Source organism: Chitinophaga caseinilytica (genome assembly GCF_038396765.1).
Taxonomy (GTDB): Bacteria; Bacteroidota; Bacteroidia; order Chitinophagales; family Chitinophagaceae; genus Chitinophaga; species Chitinophaga caseinilytica.
On sequence record NZ_CP150096.1, the window covers coordinates 2,231,574 to 2,250,965 of the forward strand.

Consider the following 19,392-nt stretch of genomic DNA (forward strand, 5'->3'; position numbering starts at 1 on the left):
AGAAAAAAGAAAAATAAACCAAAGGCATCCGGCGTTTGTTTAAATAGATGTACTAATCCATTTCGTTATGAAACACACGGATTATGTCAAAGAGTTCCTGCTGCTGGCACTGTTGTTAGGGCCGATGGTTTACCTGGCACTGATCTGGAACCAGCTTCCCGCCAGCATACCCACCAATTTCAATATAAACGGCGAGGCCGATGGTGTGGTGAGAAAAAGTGAGTTTTTGCTCCTGATGATTTTCCTCTTTTTTACGAACGCGTTGCTGTACGCGCTGTTCCGCTATATTCCGAAGCGGGAGACGTGGGACGAGACGCCCGACGAGTTCAGGGCGTATATGAGGGAATATTACCGCATCCGTTTCCGGATACATATATATCTGGCGGTGTTTACGGCGATCGTGATCTTCCTTATTTCGCGCGGCAAAGAGATTTTCGTGGAAAAATGGGTGTTTGTGGGGGTAGGATTGCTGATTGCGGCGCTGGGCGTCTTTTTGCGGCACCTGAAACCGAACTATTTCGTGGGGGTGCGCACGCCGTGGACGCTGGCGAGCGATGCGATCTGGACGGAAACGCACCATATGGCGGGGCGTTTGTGGCTGTATGCGGGGATCGTGATCATGGTGGCGGGCATGTTCCTGCCGGTGATCAGCGGGGTGTTCCTGTTTATTTTCGCGGCAATGGCGCTGGCGGCGCTGCCTTACATTTATTCTTACCGGTTGTTTTATAAAACACAGGGCTGAATCGTCGAAGGCACGGAGATCATGGCAAGCGACCTCCGGGCATAAAAAAGTAAGAACGGGAAAACCTGTTCTTACTTTTTTTATGGTGTATAAACCATTAGCGGAGGGAAGGGAGCAGTGCTCTGCCGATCAGTTCGCGGCCGGGCCAGGGAATGAGGGCGAGGAGGAGCACGAAGGCGATGGTGAAGAAGATGAGGGCGGTCTTCTGTTTTTTGGCATCGGAATCTGCTTTCTTGATCTTGGAGCGGCCGATGTGGACCATGGCGATGGCCACGATGGCGAGGAGGGTGTGCTCTACGGTGAAGAAGCGGAGCACTTTATCGCCCATAGCCGCGCCCATATTGCCGAAAGCGGATTTGGTGAGGGAGCTGGTGAACATAAGCACGAGGCCAATGAGCAGCTGGATGTCCAGGAAGATCATGAAGAAGAGGCCTGCCTTGGCATCGCCTGCGCCGTAGGGCTTTTTACCGGCAACACCGGCGATGGCGCGAATAACGGCGAGGGCGCCGAAAATCACGATGAGCCAGCGCACGTACGAGTGAATGTCTAACAAAGCGTTCATATTGTTTGAGTTTGTCCGGGGCAAAAATAAGCGTTGAGTCACAGATAAATTTTTTTATTACAAAAAATATTTGCTAATTTTGTTAGCATTGTTGTACTAAATAATTTAGGGATGTCTACTGTTTGCCGAAATCTTAAATACCTGCGCAAGCAAAAGGGCTGGACGCAGCAGGAATTCGCGGACCGTCTCAACATCAAGCGTTCGTTATTGGGGGCATATGAGGAAGAGCGGGCGGAGCCGCGGACGGAAGTGTTGGAGCAGGTGAGCGATATGTTCCGTGTATCGATCGACGATCTGTTGCGGCGTGATCTGAGTTCCCAGAAGGAAACTTTCCTGGAGCGCAGGCGCCAGCAGAAGTTGGGTGGTACCAGCCGTCAGAATGTGGTGTTCGTTCCGGTAAAAGCGGCCGCGGGTTATCTGGCGGGCTTTAACGATGAGGAGTTCATCGAGGAGTTGAATACGTTTACGTTACCCATGTTGGGCGCGGGCCAGTACCGTGCTTTCGAGATCGCGGGCGATTCGATGCTGCCGACGCCTTCGGGGTCGGTAGTGGTTTGCCACAAAGTGGATGGTTGGGAAGATATCCGTAATAACGAGGCGTATATCGTGGTGACGAACCGCGAGGGCATCGTATACAAGCGGGTGTTGAAGAGCAACCGTTCGAAAGCGAAGGTGACCCTGGCGTCCGACAACCCCATGTACGATCCTTATTCCGTGAATATGGACGAAGTGTTGGAAATCTGGGCGGCGGATGCGGTGATCCAGAAAATGGGTCAGCAGCACAAAATGAGCGTGAACCACCTGGCCGGCATGGTAAATCAGTTGCAGGAGCAGGTGAGCATGCTGAAAAAGCAGATGAAGAATTGATTCGCCTGTGATCGCGGGATGGTGCGGCATTTCACCCTTTCTGAAAATGGATCGGCGTTATGTTTTTGCCCGTTCTGGGAGAGTAGCGTCATGCTTGGATTAATAAGTTTGCGTTGGCCTTGATCGGTGCAAAAATGTTTGTTTTCGTTCCGGGAAAGTAGCGTCATAGCTGTATTAATATGATTGCGTTGACCATAATTGGTGCAAGAACGTTTGTGCATCTGCCGGGAAAATAGCATCATGGCTGGATTAATATGTTTGCGGTGGCCATAATCGGTGCAAAAATGTTTGTGCTCGTCCGGGAAAGTAGCGTCATGCCATGATTGATAGATTTGCGTTGATCATAATCGGTGCAAAAATGTTTGTGCCTGTTCCGGGAAAGTAATGTCATGCCTGGGTTAATAAGTTTGTATTGGCCTTGATCAGTGCAAAACATTGTTAATAAACCATGACGTACTTTGTCATCGCAGGCCCGAGAAATAATTTTATCCCCCGGATCAGGGTTACAGCTGATCCCGCAAATGCTGTGACATAGAAGAATGCCTTATGTCATATGCAAGGGAATTCATCTTTGTGCTAACCCCATGTTAACCATTGACAATGCCGGAGGTTCCTCCGGCATTTTTTGATGGATGGAATTGGAAGTGGGCCGTAGTTGTTGGAATAGCCCAGCGGATCTTTTCAAGATCGCCCATTCATCCAAAGAACGTACATTTATCTGCCTTCAAAAAATTCACGATCATGATTACAGAATGCGCAGCTACCATTTTTCAGGTCAGCGATCTCGCGGCCGCCACCGTGTTTTACACCGAAACGCTGGGGTTTACGCTGGACTTTGAATTCGGCAGCGTAGTGGGGCTCCATCATGGCAACGTATTCATTCACCTTTCCGGCCCCGCATCTCAGGGAAACAAAAAGGCGATAGGCGAGGGACATATGTACATCTTTTGCGACGAAGTGGACGATTATTTCGCGGAGATCGCCGCGAAAGGAGCGGATGCATTCATTCCGCCGGCAGACAGGCCCTACGGTGTGCGCGACTTTGCCGTCAAAGATCCGGACGGAAATATCCTCGCTTTCGGAAAGAGCATCGCTCCCGAAAACTGACCGCCCGTCAAACCTTGAAAATCCCATTCCCCCCGATCACGAAAACTGATGCGTCCGCCGCGGGCTCCAGGGAATACAGTCCCGTGAACACGCTGAACGCCGGAAGGATCGCGCCCTCCGGCCCAAAATAAAAACAAGGCAGCCGTAACCGCTGTTTGCCGTATCCCACCATCCATACCCCCGGGTGTATATGTCCCGAAACGGCATACGTTTCCCCGTTATCCGGCAGCCTGTCTTTCGGATCGTGCACGAAATATATTCCATCCACCCGCAGCGACTCCATCAAATCGATCCCTAAAGATGCATAGACCCCCGGGTCCATAATATCATGGTTTCCCGTCACCAGCTCGAACCGGATGTGCGGAAATTGGTTGCGCCAAATCCGGAAATACTGCACTTCATTATTTGCTGAACTGTGGAACATATCGCCCACTACGATTAGCCGCTCGGGGTTGTACTTCGTGATGAGCTGCTGCAATCGGAAAAGGTCTTCCTGCACGATGTTCGCCGGCACACCAATTCCCGCTTTCCGGAAATGCGCCGCCTTTCCCACATGCAGGTCTGCCACGATCAGCGCCCGTTCTTCTTCCCAATACACTGCCTTTCCGGCGGAAAGCCGCCAGTGTCCGCCTTTGAACTCGTACCGAATGTCTTCCAATTTTCGTTTTATTTTATCTGGACCGTTGCCAGGATTTTTTATTTTCCATTCACCCATTTCGCCGCGATGAATGCCTTATATATGTAGCAGCTTTGTGTCGGTTTGCGCAAACCACACAGCAGCTTCCTTCCAGGGAGAAGCCCTATTGCCAGAGTGTCATTTTCTTGATGCGGTCTTCCAGTTTTTCGCTTGTCAGTTCCTCCCGAAGGCTATCCACCTTGATGGGGAAACAGAAAGGCGTCAGTCGCTGGGGGAACGTGATCACGATGTTACCGTTCTGGATCCGTTCCAGCGTCTCCCGCAAGCGGGCTTCCTCCATCTGGTAGAAAAACGCTTCGTTGTAGGCTTGGCGCACGAGGATGTTCTGGGCATCGTAATCTTCGAAAACCTTGAACAGCAAGGAGGCGGACGATTGCAAATGCCGGTTGGCTTTCGATTTTCCGGGATACCCCTGGAACACGAGCCCTGCAATCACCGAAATGTCGCGGAACTTGCGGCGCGCCATTTCGGTGGCATTCACGCTGCTTTGTAAATCTACGGTGAGGTTGTCGGCGGAGAAAAGTTCGTCCGCATTGCTGTCGTCTACAGGTATCGGCTGATCGCTCAGCAGTTCGAACCCGTAGTCGTTCATCGCGATGGAGAAAGTGATGGGATGCCGCTGACTGATCCGCCAGGCCAGCAACATGGCCATCACTTCATGGACCAGCCGCCCTTCGAACGGATATACGAATAGATGGTATCCGTCTTCCGTCTGGATTTGTTCCATGAGCAGCTCATTTTCGCGCGGAATGTGCGAAAGCAGTTGCTGAAGCTCGAACAATGGCTGAAGTATCGTGATTTCGGGCTCGTGCGCCTGGCCCGACATGGCTTCGTGGAATTTCCGGCGGAGCATTTTGCCCAAATTGGCGGAAAGCGGCATCCGGCCACCGTTCCAACTGGGGACGATGCTTTTTTCGATTTCGATTTGCGGACCAGTACCGTCATGTCTTTGATCATGACGAACTCAAGGTTATGGCCGCTCAGCCGGAAGCTATCGCCGGGCGTGAGCCGCGAAATGAAATATTCTTCGATGACACCGACATAACCGCCCGCGAGGTACCGGACTTTCAACATGGCGTCGCTCACGATGGTGCCGATGTGCAGGCGATGGCGCATGGCCTGTTGCTTGCTTGTGCAGTAATAGCGATCGCCAACGAGGTGGAGTTTATGGTATTCGTCATAGACCTGCAGTGCTTCGCCGCCGGATACGAGGAACGACAGGCTCCAGTTCCATTCCTCTTCCGTCATTTCCCGGAAACAGAATGTGGATAGCACTTCGTTTTTGATCTCTTCCGCGTTGAAACCCTCCGACACGCCGAGTGTCATGAGGTATTGCAGCAGCACATCGTACGCCAGCACGACCGGCATCCGGCTTTCGATGAGATTTTCCGCCATGGCGTCTTTCAACGCAGCGGCCTCCACCAGTTCGAGGGAATGGGTGGGGAGGAACCATATCCGGCTGACGGCATCGGGCCGGTGCCCGCTTCGGCCGGCGCGTTGCAGGAAACGCGCAACGCCTTTCGGGCTGCCTACCTGGATAACGGTGTCTACCGGCCGGAAGTCCACGCCCAGGTCGAGACTGGAGGTACATACCACCAGTTTGAGGATCCCGGTGTGCAGGGCTTCTTCCACCCAGATGCGAAGTTCTGCGTCGATAGAGCCGTGGTGCAGCGCGATGGCGCCTGCCAGCTCAGGGCATTCCTTGAGGATTTGGTGGTACCATATTTCCGATTGTCCGCGGGTATTGGTGAAAAGCAATGTGGTGTTGCTTTCCATGATGACGGGGATCACTTTGTGGAGGAGGCGCAGCCCCATATGCCCGGCCCAGGGGTATTTTTCGATCTCGTCGGGCAATATGGATTCCACTTCGATGGCCTTGTGCACGTCTGCCCGAACGATGACCCGTTCGCCGGGGAGGTTGCCGAGCAGAACGTCCAGCGCCTCGTCGAGGTTGCCGATAGTCGCGGAAATGCCCCAGATGCGGAGATCGGGGCGGAGGCCGCGGAGCCGGCTGATGCCGAGCTCGGTCATTACGCCGCGCTTGCTGCCCAGGAGCTCGTGCCATTCGTCGGCCACGATGGTTTCGAGGTGTTCGAACCGCTTGGGATATTCTTTCTGGGCGATGAGGATGTGGAGGGATTCCGGCGTGATGATGAGCACTTCGGGCATGTTGCGCTTCTGTTTTTCCCGGACGCTGAGGGGCGTGTCGCCGCTTCGGATCCCTACGGCCCAGGGTACGTCGAGCTCCCGGAGGGCTTCCTCCATGGCACGGCCGATGTCTTTGGCCAGCGCCCGCAAGGGGGTGATCCACATGAGGCGGAGACCATTGCCGGTGCGCGACCGGTAATCTTTCGGGTGCTCATTGATCCAGCGGATAACGGTGCCGAGGAATAAGGAAAAAGTCTTGCCGAAGCCCGTGGGGGCATTTACCAGGCCGGAGCGGCCCTGGAGGTAATGTTCCCATGCTTCTTCCTGGAAGGCGAAAGGCGCCAGTCCTTTCGCTCCCAGCCACTGTTCGATCGCTTGCCAGCCGGGTGTTTGTTTCATCAGACAATGAAATTAGGAAAAATTCCCGCATGGCCTACCTTTGCCTTATGCGCGATTTCTTTCGTTTACACGAACACGGTACAACTGTCAGGCAGGAACTGCTGGCGGGTTTGACTACTTTTTCGACCATGGCGTATATCCTGGCCGTCAACCCCATGATCCTGTCCAAAACCGGGATGGATTTCAACGCGCTCATCACCGCCACCGCCCTCGCCGCCGCCATCGGCACGCTGGTGATGGGATTATATGCGCGGTTGCCGGTGGGGCTTGCTCCAGGGATGGGCCTTAATGCTTTCTTCGCCTACACCATTGTGCTGGGAATGGGCTACAGTTGGCAATTTGCGCTAACGGCCGTTTTCCTGGAAGGCATCATTTTCATTTTCCTGTCGCTCTTTCACATTCGGGAAGCCATCATCAACACCATCCCCGAGAACCTCAAGCACGCCATATCTGTGGGGATTGGACTATTGATCGCGCTGATCGGTATGGCCAATGCCGGAATTATCGAAACGGGCATGCGGCATGTGGGAGATGGCAAGCTGGACGGGGTCATCCTGAAAATGGGGCACATTACGAGCGCGGGGCCGCTCATTGCCTTACTCGGATTGATCGTCAGTGCTGTATTAATGTACAAAAAAGTCAATGCAGCGTTGTTGCTGGGGATCCTCATCGCCACGCTGGCCGGCATCCCGCTGGGTTTGACCGTCTGGCCGGAACACGGCATCATGAGCTTGCCGCCGAGTATATCACCGATCGCCTTCCAACTGGAATTCGACAAGATATTTTCGATGGATATGGTCGTTATCCTGTTTACTTTACTGATGGTCAATCTGTTCGATACAGTTGGGACACTCATTGGCCTCTGCAGCAAAGCCGGATTGCTCGACAGCCGCGGCCGCATCCCCCGGGCCAAGCAAGCCCTGTTCGCCGACGCAGTGGGTACCACAGCGGGAGCATTATTAGGCACCAGCGTAGTTACGGCGTATGTAGAAAGCGCCAGTGGCATCGCTTCGGGCGGGAGAACGGGGTTAACGGCCGTGACGGTGGCGGGAATGTTCCTCCTGGCGCTGTTCTTCGCGCCGCTGTTTGCTATGATCCCCGCCGCGGCCACGGCACCTGCGCTCATTATCGTAGGGATGCTGATGATGGGGGCGGTCGTAAAAATCAATTTCGATGACGTGACGGAAGCGATCCCCGCGTTCCTGGCCATTGTCATGATGCCATATACCTACAGCATTGCGGAAGGGATCGTTTTCGGGATGCTGTCGTATGTTTTGCTGAAGGTCTTCACCGGAAAATTCCGTGAGATCAGCTCGGTGATGTATGTGCTTTCCGTTCTGTTCGTGCTGAGTTTTATGTTGCAATAATTACAAATAAGTCCTGCGATAAAAAATGTCATTTGATCGTTCAACCGGCAATTACTATTCGATTTCGGGATGCTGCCTTATATTTTGCTGAAGGTCTTCACCGGAAAATACGGCGAGATCAGCCCGGTTATGTATGTGCTTTCAGTGCTGTTCGTGCTGAGTTTTAGGTTGCAATAATTGTCTAAAAGTTCCGTGATAAATTGCCGTTTGGTCGTTCAATCGGCTGTTCGTTTTTGGAATGTTGTCTAATGTTTTGCTGAAGGTCTTCACTGGGAAATGCCGTGAAATCAGCCCGGTTATGTATGTGCTTTCAGTGCTGTTCGTGCTGAGTTTTAGGTTGCAATAATTGTCAAAGAGTTCAGGGATAAAATGCGGGTTTATCGTTCAACCAGCATTTACTATTCGATTTCGGGGATGCTATCGTTTGTTTGCTGAAGGTCTTCTGCGGAAAATACCGTGAGATCAGCCGAGTAATGTATGTGCTTTTCGTGCTGTTCGTGCTGAGTTTTATGTTGCAGTAATTGTCAAAAAGTTCTGGGATAAAAAATGTCGGTTGATCGTTCACCTGATATTTATTATTCATTTTCGGGATGCTGTCTTATATTTTGCTGAAGGTCTTCACCAGAAAATACCGAGAGATCAGCCCGGTGATGTATGTGCTTTCAGTGCTGTTTGTGATGAGTTTTATGTTGCAGTAATTGTCAAAAATCTCAGGGATAAAAATGGTGGTTGATCGTTCAGCCGGTATTTACTATACATTTTCGGGAAGCTGTCTTATGTTTTGCTGAAGGTCTTCACCGGAAAATACCGCGAGATCAGCCCGGTGATGTATGTGCTTTCATTGCTGTTTGTGCTGAGTTTTATGTTTTCGTAATTGTCAAAAATCTCTGAAATTAAAAATACCGGTTGATCGTTCAACCGGCAATTACTATTCATTTTCGGGATGCTGTCTTATGTTTTGCTGAAGGTCTTCTGCGGAAAATTCCGCGAGATCAGCCCGGTGATGTATGTGCTTTCCGTGCTGTTCGTGCTGAGTTTTAAGTTGCAGTAATTGTCAAAAATCTCAGGAATAAAAAATGCCGGTTGATCGTTCAACCGGCATGTACTATTGTATGCATATGGAAAAATCAGGTGAAGAGCAGCCGGACGCCTACAATGAGCAGCGCGCCTGCCAGGGCGATCATGATGCCTTTGGGCTTCACTTTGCTGGAAAGCCCCGCACCCAGTTGCGCGCCGATCACCACACCGATCCCTATGGAAAGGGCCGTTTGCCAACCTTCCCAGAAACTGCCCTGGATCATGTGCACGATCGTACCGGCCAAAGACATGATAGCAAGGATGAAGTGACTCGTAGCCGTAGCGATGTGGATAGGGAAATTCAGCACGCTGATCAGCGCAGGAACGTGGATGATCCCGCCGCCGATGCCCAGCAGACTGCTGATGAAACCCACGGCGAAACTGATCAGAATGCCGTACCAGATATTAAACCGGTATTGATGATGCTCGCCGCTTCGCTCCGTGAGGTCGCGGTCAACACATTTTCCTTTAAGCGAACCCTGCGCATACGCTCCCCGGTTGGGCCTGGCGATTAGGAAGAGCGCGATCACGATCAGCAATCCCCCCAGGATCAGGTTAAATACATGCCGCGAAATAACACTCGTGGCCATGGCCCCGAGAATGGCACCCGGCAACGTTGCTATCGCGAAAATGGCCGCAGAACGGTAATCGATCCGTTTTTTACGGGCATACGCCACCGATCCGGAGGTCGCGTTCAGGCAAACCACCGCCAGCGAAATGCTCGTCAGTACGTCGGGCGCCATGTCCGGGTACATTAACAGCAATAAAGGCATGAGGATAAAGCCTCCCCCGGCCCCGATCAGGGTCCCGAAGGTTCCGATTCCAAATCCTATCAATACTAGCAACAATGCGGCCTGCAAGTCCATCTGGCGTTAAATGATTTTCACGTGTGAATATTGCATCCTTTGCGCATAACGGTAGAAAAGCCAATGGTCCGGCAATGGTAGGTACAATTGCGTTTTTTTAATGTTGGTCGTCGAATGATTGGTCCTTTTTTCCTTCCGTCTATTACGGTCCAGGGATGTTTTGGCGGCAGGGTGTTAACCCCCGCAAATCAAAGGTAGTACATCACTTCAACACATATTCTGTAGACTAAAAGGGTAATCTGGAGGTGGTTAAATCTGCGTCGCCAGGAGTTGCTTGAGGTCGTCCAGTGTATTGATCTCAGACACCGGCTTGTCTCGCCGCCAGCGGTGTATCCGGGGGAAACGCAGTGCGATGCCCGATTTGTGCCGGTTGCTCGCCGCGATCCCTTCGAAAGCGATCTCGAACACCAGCTCTGGCTTCACCGTGCGGACAGGCCCGAATTTCTCCACCGCATGCCGTTTCACCCAGGCGTCCACTTCCCCGATTTCCGCATCCGTCAACCCCGAATAAGCCTTCGCGAAAGGCACAAGCTGATCGCCGTTGCGCACGGCGAAAGTATAATCGGTATAAAGGTTCGAACGGCGGCCATGGCCTTTCTGGGCATACACCATCACTGCATCCACCGTAAACGGATCGATCTTCCATTTCCACCAATCACCACGCCGGCGGCCCACCTGGTACGCGGATCCCGCGTTTTTCAGCATCACGCCCTCGCTATTGTTGCCCCGGCTCTGTTCACGAAGCACCGCCAATTCCTCCCAATCCCCGTATCCGATCAACGGAGAAATCCGCAACGCCGGCCGGTCCACGGATTTCACCAGCGTTTCCAGCAGCGCCCGGCGCTCACGGAGCGGAAGCGGCCGGATATCCTGCCCTTCCCATTCCATCAGATCGTACGCCAAAAGCGCCACCGGCGCGTCTTGCAGCTGCTTTTTCGTGAGATTTTTACGGCCGATGCGGGTTTGCAGGTTTTGAAAGGGCAGCGGCCGCTGGAGCACTGTATCCCAGGCCAAAATCTCGCCGTCAACGACCGTTCCGTCGGGCAAATAATCGAGTAGTCCGGCGATTTCGGGGAATTTGTCGGTAATCAGTTCCTCGCCCCTCGACCACAAAAATACCTGTCCGTTCCGGCGGATCAACTGCCCGCGGATGCCGTCCCATTTCCATTCGGCCTGCCAGTCGGCCGGCGCACCCAGGCCCGAGGGACCACCTTCCAGCGCATGCGCCAGAAAGAAAGGATAAGGCCGGGAATCGTCCGGATTGCTGTGGCGGTCGTGCAACAGCTGCGGCAGCGTGGTTGCGCGGGGATCCCAATTCCCGCCGATCATATGGCTGACCACCGCGCCCTCCATACCGTAAGCCTTCGCAATGGCGTTGACGATCGTACCCTGCGACACCCCGATCCTGAACCCGCCCGTGATCAGCTTGTTAAAAACGAATCTTTCACCCGGCTGCAGCTGCTCCCAGGCATTGCGGATGAATGCGGATTTCTCCGCTTCGGGCGCCTTTTCCAGCGAAATCAACGCCTCCATCCAGAAATGCAGCGGCAGGGCGCCGTCCCGCTTCTCGGGCGGCGGCAACAGCAGCGCGATGGTTTCGGCCAGGTCGCCCACGGTATGGTAACATTCGTTGAACAACCATTCGGGAAGGCCCGTGGCCTCGCGGCACCAAAGGCGCAACTGTGTGGAATTGACGGTGCGCTTGGGTTTCCGTCCGGTAAAAAGCGCGAGCACCCAGGCGGCGTCGCGCTCGTCGGCCGTGGAAAAATATTGGCTGAGCAGCTCCAGTTTTTCGTTCGTTTTGGTGCTGTGCGAAAGGTCTGATATGAGTTGGGAGAACTGGTGCATCAGGCGGTGGTTTCGGTTTCTTCTTCGCCGCCGAACGCCGTGCGCACGGCTTCCGCGGGTATGTCGTTTTCCTGGAGGTAACGCGCCAGCACGCTGCTGAACCCATGGGTGACGAACACTTTTTCCGCGCCGGTGTTGCTGATCGTTTGCAGCAATCCCGGCCAATCGGCATGGTCGGAAATCGCGAAACCTGCATCGGCGTTCATTCTCCGGGTGTTCCCGCGTACCTGCATCCATCCGCTGCAAACGCCGAGCGAATAGGGCGAGAATTTTTTCATCCACGCAGAATCCGCCGCGGATGGCGGTGCGATGATGAGCTGGTCTTTCATTTCGCTTTTGTTCGTTTCCGGGGTGATCAGCTCCACCGGCGGTAGGGGCCATCCTGCTGAAAGCAGCGCCTGCTGCGCGTTGTAGATCGCGCCATGCACGAAAAACCGTTTCCCCGTAGGTGCCAGGTTGTATAACAGCCGCTGCGCCTTTCCGAGGCTGTACGCCACCAGGATGCTTTGTTTGCCCGCAGCTTCGTTCTCCCGCATCCAGCTTTCGATATCGCTGAAAATCGCCGTCTGCGGCCGCCAGCGGTAGATCGGCAGACCGAAGGTGCTTTCGGTGATGAACGTATGGCATTTCACGGGCTCGAACGCGCCGGAAATGCCGTCGTTCTCCGTTTTGTAATCACCGCTTGCCACCCAGGTCTGCCCGTCCACCGTCACTTTCACCTGCGCCGAACCGATCATGTGGCCGGCCGGATAAAACGAAACTTCCGCGCCGCCGATCCTTACCGTCTCGCCCCAACCCGCGCCCTGCACGGAAATATCTTTCCCCAGCCGCAATTGCAGTAATGACACGGAATCGTTCGTACAGAGGTAATGCCGGCTGCCCGTACGGGCGTGGTCGGCATGCGCGTGGGTAATCACGGCACGGTCTGCGGGCTTCCAGGGGTCGATGTAAAAACCGCCCGCAGGACAGTAAATGCCGCCTTCGGTGAATGTGAGAACGGGTTGCATGGATACCTGAATCTACAACAAAAACCGGTCCGCCGGGTTGGGACATCGGGGAATAAAAAAAGACCGGGGAAACCGGTCTTTTTCTGTAATCATTTATGTATCAATCAGTTGATAGCATTCATTTTGAAGTCTGCGCTATCGCCTTTCTGGATAATGTAGATGTTCTTGTTTTCGAAGTAGTCCGGCATTTCGGCGTTTTCCTGGAGGTAAACCGGTTGATAATTGAACGTTGTGAAGAGGCGGTTGCCCGGTTTGTTGAGGTCTTTGTTGAAATATACCCCATCCTGCGCGAGCGCCTTCACGAAATACCAGGTGGCTTCGAACCCTTTGAACGCCATGTCCGACGGGCGGGATTTATACTTATGGCGGAACGCGTCTGTCAGGTATTTCGAATATACGTCGGTCTTATCGTTATAATAAGGCGAAGTGTAGTACATCGTCATCCCTTCGAACTCGGGCTCCTTAAATTTCATCACGTCCCAGGTCGGCATGCCGAAAACATGCATGGGGTAAGTGGCGCGTTGGGTAGACAGTTTGCGGAGGATGTTCTTGGCGCCGGCTTCGTCGAGCGCGGTTACGATGAGCACATTCGGCCGGTCGGCCAGCAGCAATTGTGAAATCTGGGATTCCGTGGTGGCATCGCTCCAGATCAGTTCGCGGACGCGGGACTTTTTGTCGTAGTTCATCTTGTCGTACGCAGCCTTGATATTGTTGTAAATACCGGCTTCGAAAGGCGTATTGCGGCGGACTACCACGATGTTTTTGTTGGCGAAACCTCTTTGCACGTAATCATGCACGGCTTCTACGTTGGAGCGGAGCGTGCTGTTGGTGATGAGGAAGAAGGGGTTGCTGGAAATGCCGCCATCGTTGGGATAGGTGGCGGACACGAAGTTGATTTCCTTTTGCTTCGCGAAATCGCTGATCACTTTGATCTCGGGTGCGGAAACGGAGCCGATGATGAGGTCGGTATTATCGAGCCGGCGGCTGCGGATGAGGCTGGCCGCGTCGTTCGTCCGGGATTTGCTGTCGAATATCTGGACATTGAGTTTCACGCCGAGGCGGGAAAGGGAATCGAGGGCGAGTTGGGCGCCTTCGTAGAATTCGAGGCCGGCGAGCACGTAGCGGGGCATGGTGCGACCGGGGATTTCGAGGCCGTTGGCGAAAACGGAATCGAGGTACAGGGGCGCGAAGATGGCGACGTTATAGGCGTCTTTCTTCACTTCCTTTGCGAATGCGGGAACGTTGAAGGGCGCCCTGGCAGCGGGTTTCTCTTCAACCGGCTTTTTAGGCTCTTCCTTTTCCGGCTTGCTCAGTTCGGGAGGCGGGCCGTCCGTTTTCTGAGGCGCCTGTCGGAAGATGCTACAGGCGGAAAGCAGGAGGGCGAAAGACATGGTGAGGGCCAGCCTGCCCAGGTTGTTCGATCGGTTCATGAGGCCAAATTTGCAAAAATCATTCCATGGATAAAAACAGATACGAATTACAAATGAAAAAAAATGTTCATCCGTAATTCGTAACTGCTCATTTGTTGAAGGGAATTATTCCCATTCGATGGTAGCCGGCGGTTTGGAGCTGATGTCGTACACCACGCGGTTGATACCTTTTACCTTATTAATAATGTCGTTCGATACTTTGGCGAGGAACTCGTAGGGGAGGTGCGCCCAGTCTGCCGTCATCCCGTCTGTCGAAGTCACGGCGCGGAGGGCAACGGTGAACTCGTAAGTACGTTCATCGCCCATTACGCCTACGCTTTGTACGGGGAGGAGGATGGTGCCTGCCTGCCAAACCTGGTTATACAGTCCCATTTCGCGGAGCAGTTCGATGTAGATGGCGTCTGCTTCCTGGAGCATGTGCACCTTTTCAGGGGTGATTTCTCCGAGGATGCGGATGGCCAGGCCCGGGCCGGGGAAGGGATGGCGGGCGAGGAAGATGTCGCTGATGCCGATTTCCTTGCCTACGCGGCGAACTTCGTCTTTAAAGAGGAAGCGGAGCGGTTCCACCAGGCCCATGTTCATTTTTTCCGGCAGGCCGCCCACGTTGTGGTGGGATTTGATGGTGGCCGACGGGCCGTTCACGGAAACGGATTCGATCACGTCGGGGTAAATGGTGCCCTGGCCGAGGAACTTGATGTCTTTCAACTCTTTAGACTCCTGCTGGAACACCTCGATGAAGAGGCGGCCGATGATCTTGCGCTTGGTTTCGGGATCGGAAACGCCTTTCAGTTCGCCGTAGAACAGATCTTTCGCATTTACGCCTTTTACGTTGAGGCCCATGTGTTTATAAGAATCCAGCACGGTCTCGAACTCGTCTTTGCGCAGCAGCCCGTTGTCTACGAACACGCAGTACAGGTTCTGCCCGATGGCTTTGTGGATCAGCTCGGCAGCCACGGTAGAGTCTACCCCGCCGCTGAGCGCCATTACCACTTTGCTGTCGCCCACCTGCGCCTTGATACGGGCTACGGTTTCCTGGACGAAAGCCGCCGGCGTCCAGTCCTGCTGCATACCGCAGATATGGACGAGGAAGTTGCGGATGATTTGTTTCCCTTCGATGGAGTGCGTCACTTCGGGGTGGAACTGCACGGCATGCACGGGGTATTTGGCGAGGGTGAGGCTTTTGAAGGCCGCCACCGGGATGTTGTCTGTATGCGCGATGGGGGTGAACACTTCGGGCAGGCGAACGATCGTGTCTGCATGGCTCATCCACACCTGGCTTTTCAGGTTTACGTCGTAGAAAAGGGGCTCTTCCTTGTTGGAATGTTCCAGGAAAGCACGGCCGTATTCACGGGTGCTGCTCTTGGCCACCTCGCCGCCGAAAACCTTGGCCATCAGCTGGGCGCCGTAGCAAACCCCCAGCACAGGTACACGCGCCGCCATGGCGGCAATGTCTACCACAGGCGCCTGCGGGTCGTTCACGGAAAAAGGAGAACCGGAAAGAATAATGCCTTTAATACTGTCTTCCCATTCAATGGGCTTGTTACATGGCTGTATTTCACAATAAGTATTCAGTTCCCGGATGCAACGTGCGATCAGCTGCGTATACTGGGACCCGAAATCGAGGATCAGGATCTTTTCTGTCATGGTGGTGCAAAGATAAAGGAATTTCGGACTTCGGATTTTGCTTTCCCGCAGATTCGCCCGAAATTGCCATAGTCCCGTATCTGGATATTTTATCGTATTTTTCGCCCAATACCCTGATTCTAAATCAACTGCTGTATGAAAACGCAATTCACCCTGATGGCGCTCCTCCTCGTCGCCCTGCCATTCCTGACGGCCTGCGACCAGGTCAGCGGCAGCGGCCGCGTAGCCACTGAAACCCGCAATGTCAAGCCTTTTTCCCGCCTCGAAGTAGAAGGAAGCATGGACGTTTACATCACCAAAGGGTCTGGCGGTTCCGCCACGCTCGAAGCCGAAGACAATATTCTCCCGCTCATCGAGTTAATAGAAGATGGGGATAAACTCCGGATAAAATTCAGGAATAACGTCAATATCCGTACACATAAAGATGTGAAAGTTGAACTTGCCACCGACCAGCTGACCGACGTGGAACTGGCCGGTTCGGGAGATATCAAGATCGGCAGCCATTTCACGGCCGACCGCCCCGTTCGCCTGAGCATCGCCGGCAGTGGCGACATGGAAGCGGCTTTCAGCGCACCCGAGATCAGGCTGAGCATCGCCGGTGCGGGAGACATCGACCTGAAGGGCGAAACCCGCGACATGAGCGTAGACATCGCCGGCAGCGGCAACTGCAATGCGTTCGACCTCATGGCCGAAACGGCAGAAGTGAACATCGCCGGTAGCGGAAACATCAAGCTGCACGCCAGCCGGACGCTCAAGGCTTCCATCCTGGGCTCGGGCGATATATATTATAAAGGAGAGCCTTCCATGAACGTGAACAAAATGGGCTCCGGAGGCGTCCACAAGCAATAACAAATTGAAAAACTTTTGTATGTTTGCTGTTTTTTTAGGAACATACGACCGCCGTATATGAGTCAACTTCCGAAGATATTAGTGGTGTACTACACCCAAACGGGCCAGCTGAAGAGAATCATTGATCATGTGTTAGCGCCATTGCAAGGCAAGGCCGAGATACAGTTCGAGGAGATCGTGCCGGTGAAGGATTTTCCGTTCCCCTGGCCCAAACAGCGTTTTTTCGATACCATGCCGGAAACCGTGTTGGGCAAACCCCAGCCCATCCAACCCCTGAAAATTAACCCGGACGAGCATTTCGACCTGGTGTTGCTGGCATACCAGCCCTGGTTCCTTTCTCCCTCGCAGCCCATCGCCGCTTTCCTGCAAAGCGAAGAAGGGAAGCGCCTCCTGAAAGGTAAACCCGTAGTGACCCTGCTCGGCTGCCGCAATATGTGGATCAACGCACAGGAGAAAGTAAAACGCTACCTGCATGCCGCCGGCGCCCAACTGGCCGGGCACATCGCACTGGTAGACAAGCACCCGAACCTCGTATCCCTCATCACCATCCTCCGCTGGGCCACCAAAGGAAAGAAGGACGCTTTCTTCATTTTCCCGCCCGCCGGCGTCCAGGAAAAGGAAATCGTGGAATCGTCCCGCTTCGCGGCGCCCATCGGCAATGCGCTGGCCAGCAAGGAATTCGGCGACCTGCACCAAAACCTACTGGCGCTGAACAGCGTGGAGGTAGACCCGGGGCTCATTGTCCTCGAAATGCGCGGCGTAAAGCCGTTTCGGTTCTGGGCCAATTACATCAGCAAGGCCGGCGAACCGGGGAACCCCGCCCGCCAGGGCCGCGTTACCATGTACCGCGTTATCCTCCTCGCCGCCATTCCCATCCTCAGCCCTTTCACTACCGTTGCCGGTTGGCTGCAACTCACGATCGGCAGAAAGAAACTTAACGAGGACGTTACGTATTACAAAGGAATACAACTTCGCGAAAACTGAATAAATTCTATATTTACGGCCGCTTAATCAATTAACAACAACCCTGAAATGATTCCGGTGCCCCGGCGCCGACTATTCAGATCGAGTAAAAAACGGACAATTCACTGCGATGAAAGAAGTATATATAACGAGGCTCTCCAAATTTTTGCCGAACGAGCCGGTAGCGAATGAAGAAATGGAAAGCATCCTCGGTATGGTGGATGGAAAACCTTCCCGGGCGAGGAACATCATCCTGGGAAACAACAAGATCAAAACGCGCTATTACGCGCAGAACAAAGACGGGCAAAGCACCCACACCAACGCGGAAATGACCGCCAGCGCCGTGGCCAGCCTGTTCGACGATAAATTTCCCATCACCAAAATGCAACTACTGGCCTGCGGCACTACCAGCCCCGACCAGCTGCTGCCCAACCACGCAGCCATGGTGCACGGCATCCTCAAATGCCAGCCCGTGGAACTGATCGCCGCTACCGGCGCCTGCGCGGCCGGTATGCAGGCTTTCAAATACGCCTGGATGTCCGTAAAATGCGGAAACACCGCCAACGCAGTCAGCACCGGTTCCGAGAAATTCTCCGCCTGGCTGCTGTCCCGCAACTTTGAGCCGGAAACGGAAAACCTGAAGCATCTCACCGAAAATCCCATCATCGCTTTCGAAAAAGATTTTCTCCGCTGGATGCTGTCTGACGGCGCCAGCGCCGCCCTGTTCCAGGACAAGCCCAACGAAGAAGGGCTCAGCCTGCGGGTAGACTGGGTGGAAATTGCCTCGTACGCGCATGAGCTCGAAACCTGCATGTACGCCGGCGCCGTGAAGAACGAAGACGGCTCCACCAAAGGCTGGACCGACATGACGCCCGAAGAATGGTCTGCCAACAGCGTGTTCTCCTTCAAACAGGACACCCGTTTGCTCGGCAAAAACATCGTGCCTTCCGGCGCGCAGATGTGGAAAGCCCTCGTCGAAAAATATAACATCGATATCGATAAGCTCACCTGGTTCCTGCCGCACCTCTCTTCCGAATTCTTCCGTTTCAAGATCGATGAAGAGATCGCGCGGCTGGGCGTGCACATCCCGCAGGAAAAATGGTTCACCAACCTGACCCGCGTCGGCAACGTGGGCACGGCTTCCCCGTATTTCATGCTGGAAGAACTGCTGAACCAGGGCATGCTGAAAAAAGGCGATACGATCGTGATGATGGTGCCAGAAAGCGCACGCTTCTCGTATGCATACGCCGGCATCACCGTTGTCTAAGCCTTTTTATCGGCCGATAATAAACGAACTACCATGCAGCAGCCGCCGGAAAATCCGGTGCCTGCTGCATTTCAAATAATATCAGGGAGCTGATCCCTCATCAACGAAAAACTGCACACTATGAAAAAAGATGAAGTTCCGCAGGACGGCGACAACCTGCATCACGGTACGTTCAAGCAACTTTTCTACGCAGTAGACCAGCAGGGCGATTACACGACGGCCACCAGCATCGGTTGGGAACCGGAGAACGTTGCGCTCAGCCAGGCCTGGGATGAAGTGGAACAGCGTGTGGCCGATACCAAATCCCAGGTGGAAGCGGGGATATTGAGCCCCGTCGCCTACTACATGGAACGTACCCTGCTCGACCTTCCGTTGCTGGCCCTCAAAGCCGGCAAATTCCAGTGGCAGGTGAAACGGCACATGAAACCCCAGGTATTCAAAGGCCTGTCAGACAAGATGATCGACCGCTACGCGGAAATTTTCGGCATCCCCGCGCAGGCCCTCCGCAGCGGCGAACTGCTTCCTTTCAAGCGCCCAGCATAACGAACAGAC

At 53.9% G+C, this 19,392-nt stretch carries 17 protein-coding genes; 8 read left to right on the forward strand and 9 right to left on the reverse strand.

The features are described 5' to 3' along the window. Window positions 1-67: 67 nt before the first annotated feature. Window positions 68-742: an SdpI family protein gene (locus WJU22_RS09420; protein WP_341842988.1), complete on the forward strand. Its 675-nt coding sequence runs from the start codon at window positions 68-70 to the stop codon at window positions 740-742. Between the two features lie 97 nt (window positions 743-839). Here WJU22_RS09420 and WJU22_RS09425 read toward each other — a convergent pair whose 3' ends face one another. Then, on the reverse strand, window positions 840-1,304 hold the full coding sequence (locus WJU22_RS09425; RefSeq protein WP_341842989.1) for a hypothetical protein: 465 nt from the start codon (window positions 1,302-1,304) through the stop codon (window positions 840-842). A 111-nt stretch (window positions 1,305-1,415) separates the two neighbouring features. Here WJU22_RS09425 and WJU22_RS09430 point away from each other — a divergent pair, with 111 nt between their 5' ends. Both WJU22_RS09430 and WJU22_RS09435 read left to right on the forward strand, forming a co-directional pair. Beyond that, a complete protein-coding gene (locus tag WJU22_RS09430; protein WP_341842990.1) occupies window positions 1,416-2,171 on the forward strand; it encodes an XRE family transcriptional regulator in 756 nt (251 codons plus the stop codon). 741 nt (window positions 2,172-2,912) lie between these two features. Next, on the forward strand, window positions 2,913-3,278 hold the full coding sequence (locus WJU22_RS09435; RefSeq protein ID WP_341842991.1) for a VOC family protein: 366 nt from the start codon (window positions 2,913-2,915) through the stop codon (window positions 3,276-3,278). A gap of 7 nt (window positions 3,279-3,285) precedes the next feature. Here the strand turns inward: WJU22_RS09435 and pdeM are convergent, their stop codons facing one another. The 3 genes from pdeM to WJU22_RS09450 form a co-directional block, all read right to left on the reverse strand. Next, a complete protein-coding gene (pdeM, locus tag WJU22_RS09440; protein WP_341842992.1) occupies window positions 3,286-3,936 on the reverse strand; it encodes a ligase-associated DNA damage response endonuclease PdeM in 651 nt (216 codons plus the stop codon). A 142-nt stretch (window positions 3,937-4,078) separates the two neighbouring features. Then, entirely contained in the window at window positions 4,079-4,702 is a 624-nt protein-coding gene (locus tag WJU22_RS09445; protein WP_341842993.1) for a hypothetical protein, read from the reverse strand. Next, complete coding sequence (locus tag WJU22_RS09450; protein ID WP_341842994.1) at window positions 4,627-6,522, reverse strand: DEAD/DEAH box helicase; 1,896 nt, start codon at window positions 6,520-6,522, stop codon at window positions 4,627-4,629. Before WJU22_RS09450 ends, WJU22_RS09445 begins: the two co-directional genes overlap by 76 nt. Before the next feature lie 29 nt (window positions 6,523-6,551). On the opposite strand from WJU22_RS09450, the gene WJU22_RS09455 reads away from it, so the two are divergent. Continuing rightward, complete coding sequence (locus tag WJU22_RS09455; protein ID WP_341842995.1) at window positions 6,552-7,889, forward strand: NCS2 family permease; 1,338 nt, start codon at window positions 6,552-6,554, stop codon at window positions 7,887-7,889. Window positions 7,890-9,016: 1,127 nt separating this feature from the next. Here the strand turns inward: WJU22_RS09455 and WJU22_RS09460 are convergent. From WJU22_RS09460 to guaA, 5 genes are all read right to left on the reverse strand, one after another. Next, a complete protein-coding gene (locus tag WJU22_RS09460) occupies window positions 9,017-9,832 on the reverse strand; it encodes a sulfite exporter TauE/SafE family protein (protein WP_341842996.1) in 816 nt (271 codons plus the stop codon). Between the two features lie 249 nt (window positions 9,833-10,081). Beyond that, a complete protein-coding gene (locus WJU22_RS09465; RefSeq protein ID WP_341842997.1) occupies window positions 10,082-11,680 on the reverse strand; it encodes an ATP-dependent DNA ligase in 1,599 nt (532 codons plus the stop codon). Next, a complete protein-coding gene (locus WJU22_RS09470; protein ID WP_341842998.1) occupies window positions 11,680-12,687 on the reverse strand; it encodes a ligase-associated DNA damage response exonuclease in 1,008 nt (335 codons plus the stop codon). Before WJU22_RS09470 ends, WJU22_RS09465 begins: the two co-directional genes overlap by 1 nt. A gap of 104 nt (window positions 12,688-12,791) precedes the next feature. Beyond that, complete coding sequence (locus tag WJU22_RS09475; RefSeq protein ID WP_341842999.1) at window positions 12,792-14,117, reverse strand: ABC transporter substrate-binding protein; 1,326 nt, start codon at window positions 14,115-14,117, stop codon at window positions 12,792-12,794. A 105-nt stretch (window positions 14,118-14,222) separates the two neighbouring features. Then, on the reverse strand, window positions 14,223-15,761 hold the full coding sequence (guaA, locus tag WJU22_RS09480) for a glutamine-hydrolyzing GMP synthase (protein ID WP_341843000.1): 1,539 nt from the start codon (window positions 15,759-15,761) through the stop codon (window positions 14,223-14,225). Window positions 15,762-15,896: 135 nt separating this feature from the next. Here guaA and WJU22_RS09485 point away from each other — a divergent pair, with 135 nt between their 5' ends. The 4 genes from WJU22_RS09485 (at window position 15,897) to WJU22_RS09500 (ending at window position 19,383) form a co-directional block, all read left to right on the forward strand. Beyond that, window positions 15,897-16,610, forward strand: coding sequence for a head GIN domain-containing protein (locus tag WJU22_RS09485; RefSeq protein WP_341843001.1), 714 nt, complete (start codon window positions 15,897-15,899; stop codon window positions 16,608-16,610). Between the two features lie 57 nt (window positions 16,611-16,667). Then, complete coding sequence (locus tag WJU22_RS09490) at window positions 16,668-17,594, forward strand: hypothetical protein (RefSeq protein WP_341843002.1); 927 nt, start codon at window positions 16,668-16,670, stop codon at window positions 17,592-17,594. Window positions 17,595-17,703: 109 nt separating this feature from the next. Next, window positions 17,704-18,840 (forward strand): beta-ketoacyl-ACP synthase III, encoded by a 1,137-nt coding sequence (locus WJU22_RS09495; protein WP_341843003.1) that lies wholly within the window; start codon window positions 17,704-17,706, stop codon window positions 18,838-18,840. 120 nt (window positions 18,841-18,960) lie between these two features. Continuing rightward, complete coding sequence (locus WJU22_RS09500; protein WP_341843004.1) at window positions 18,961-19,383, forward strand: hypothetical protein; 423 nt, start codon at window positions 18,961-18,963, stop codon at window positions 19,381-19,383. Window positions 19,384-19,392 lie beyond the last annotated feature (9 nt).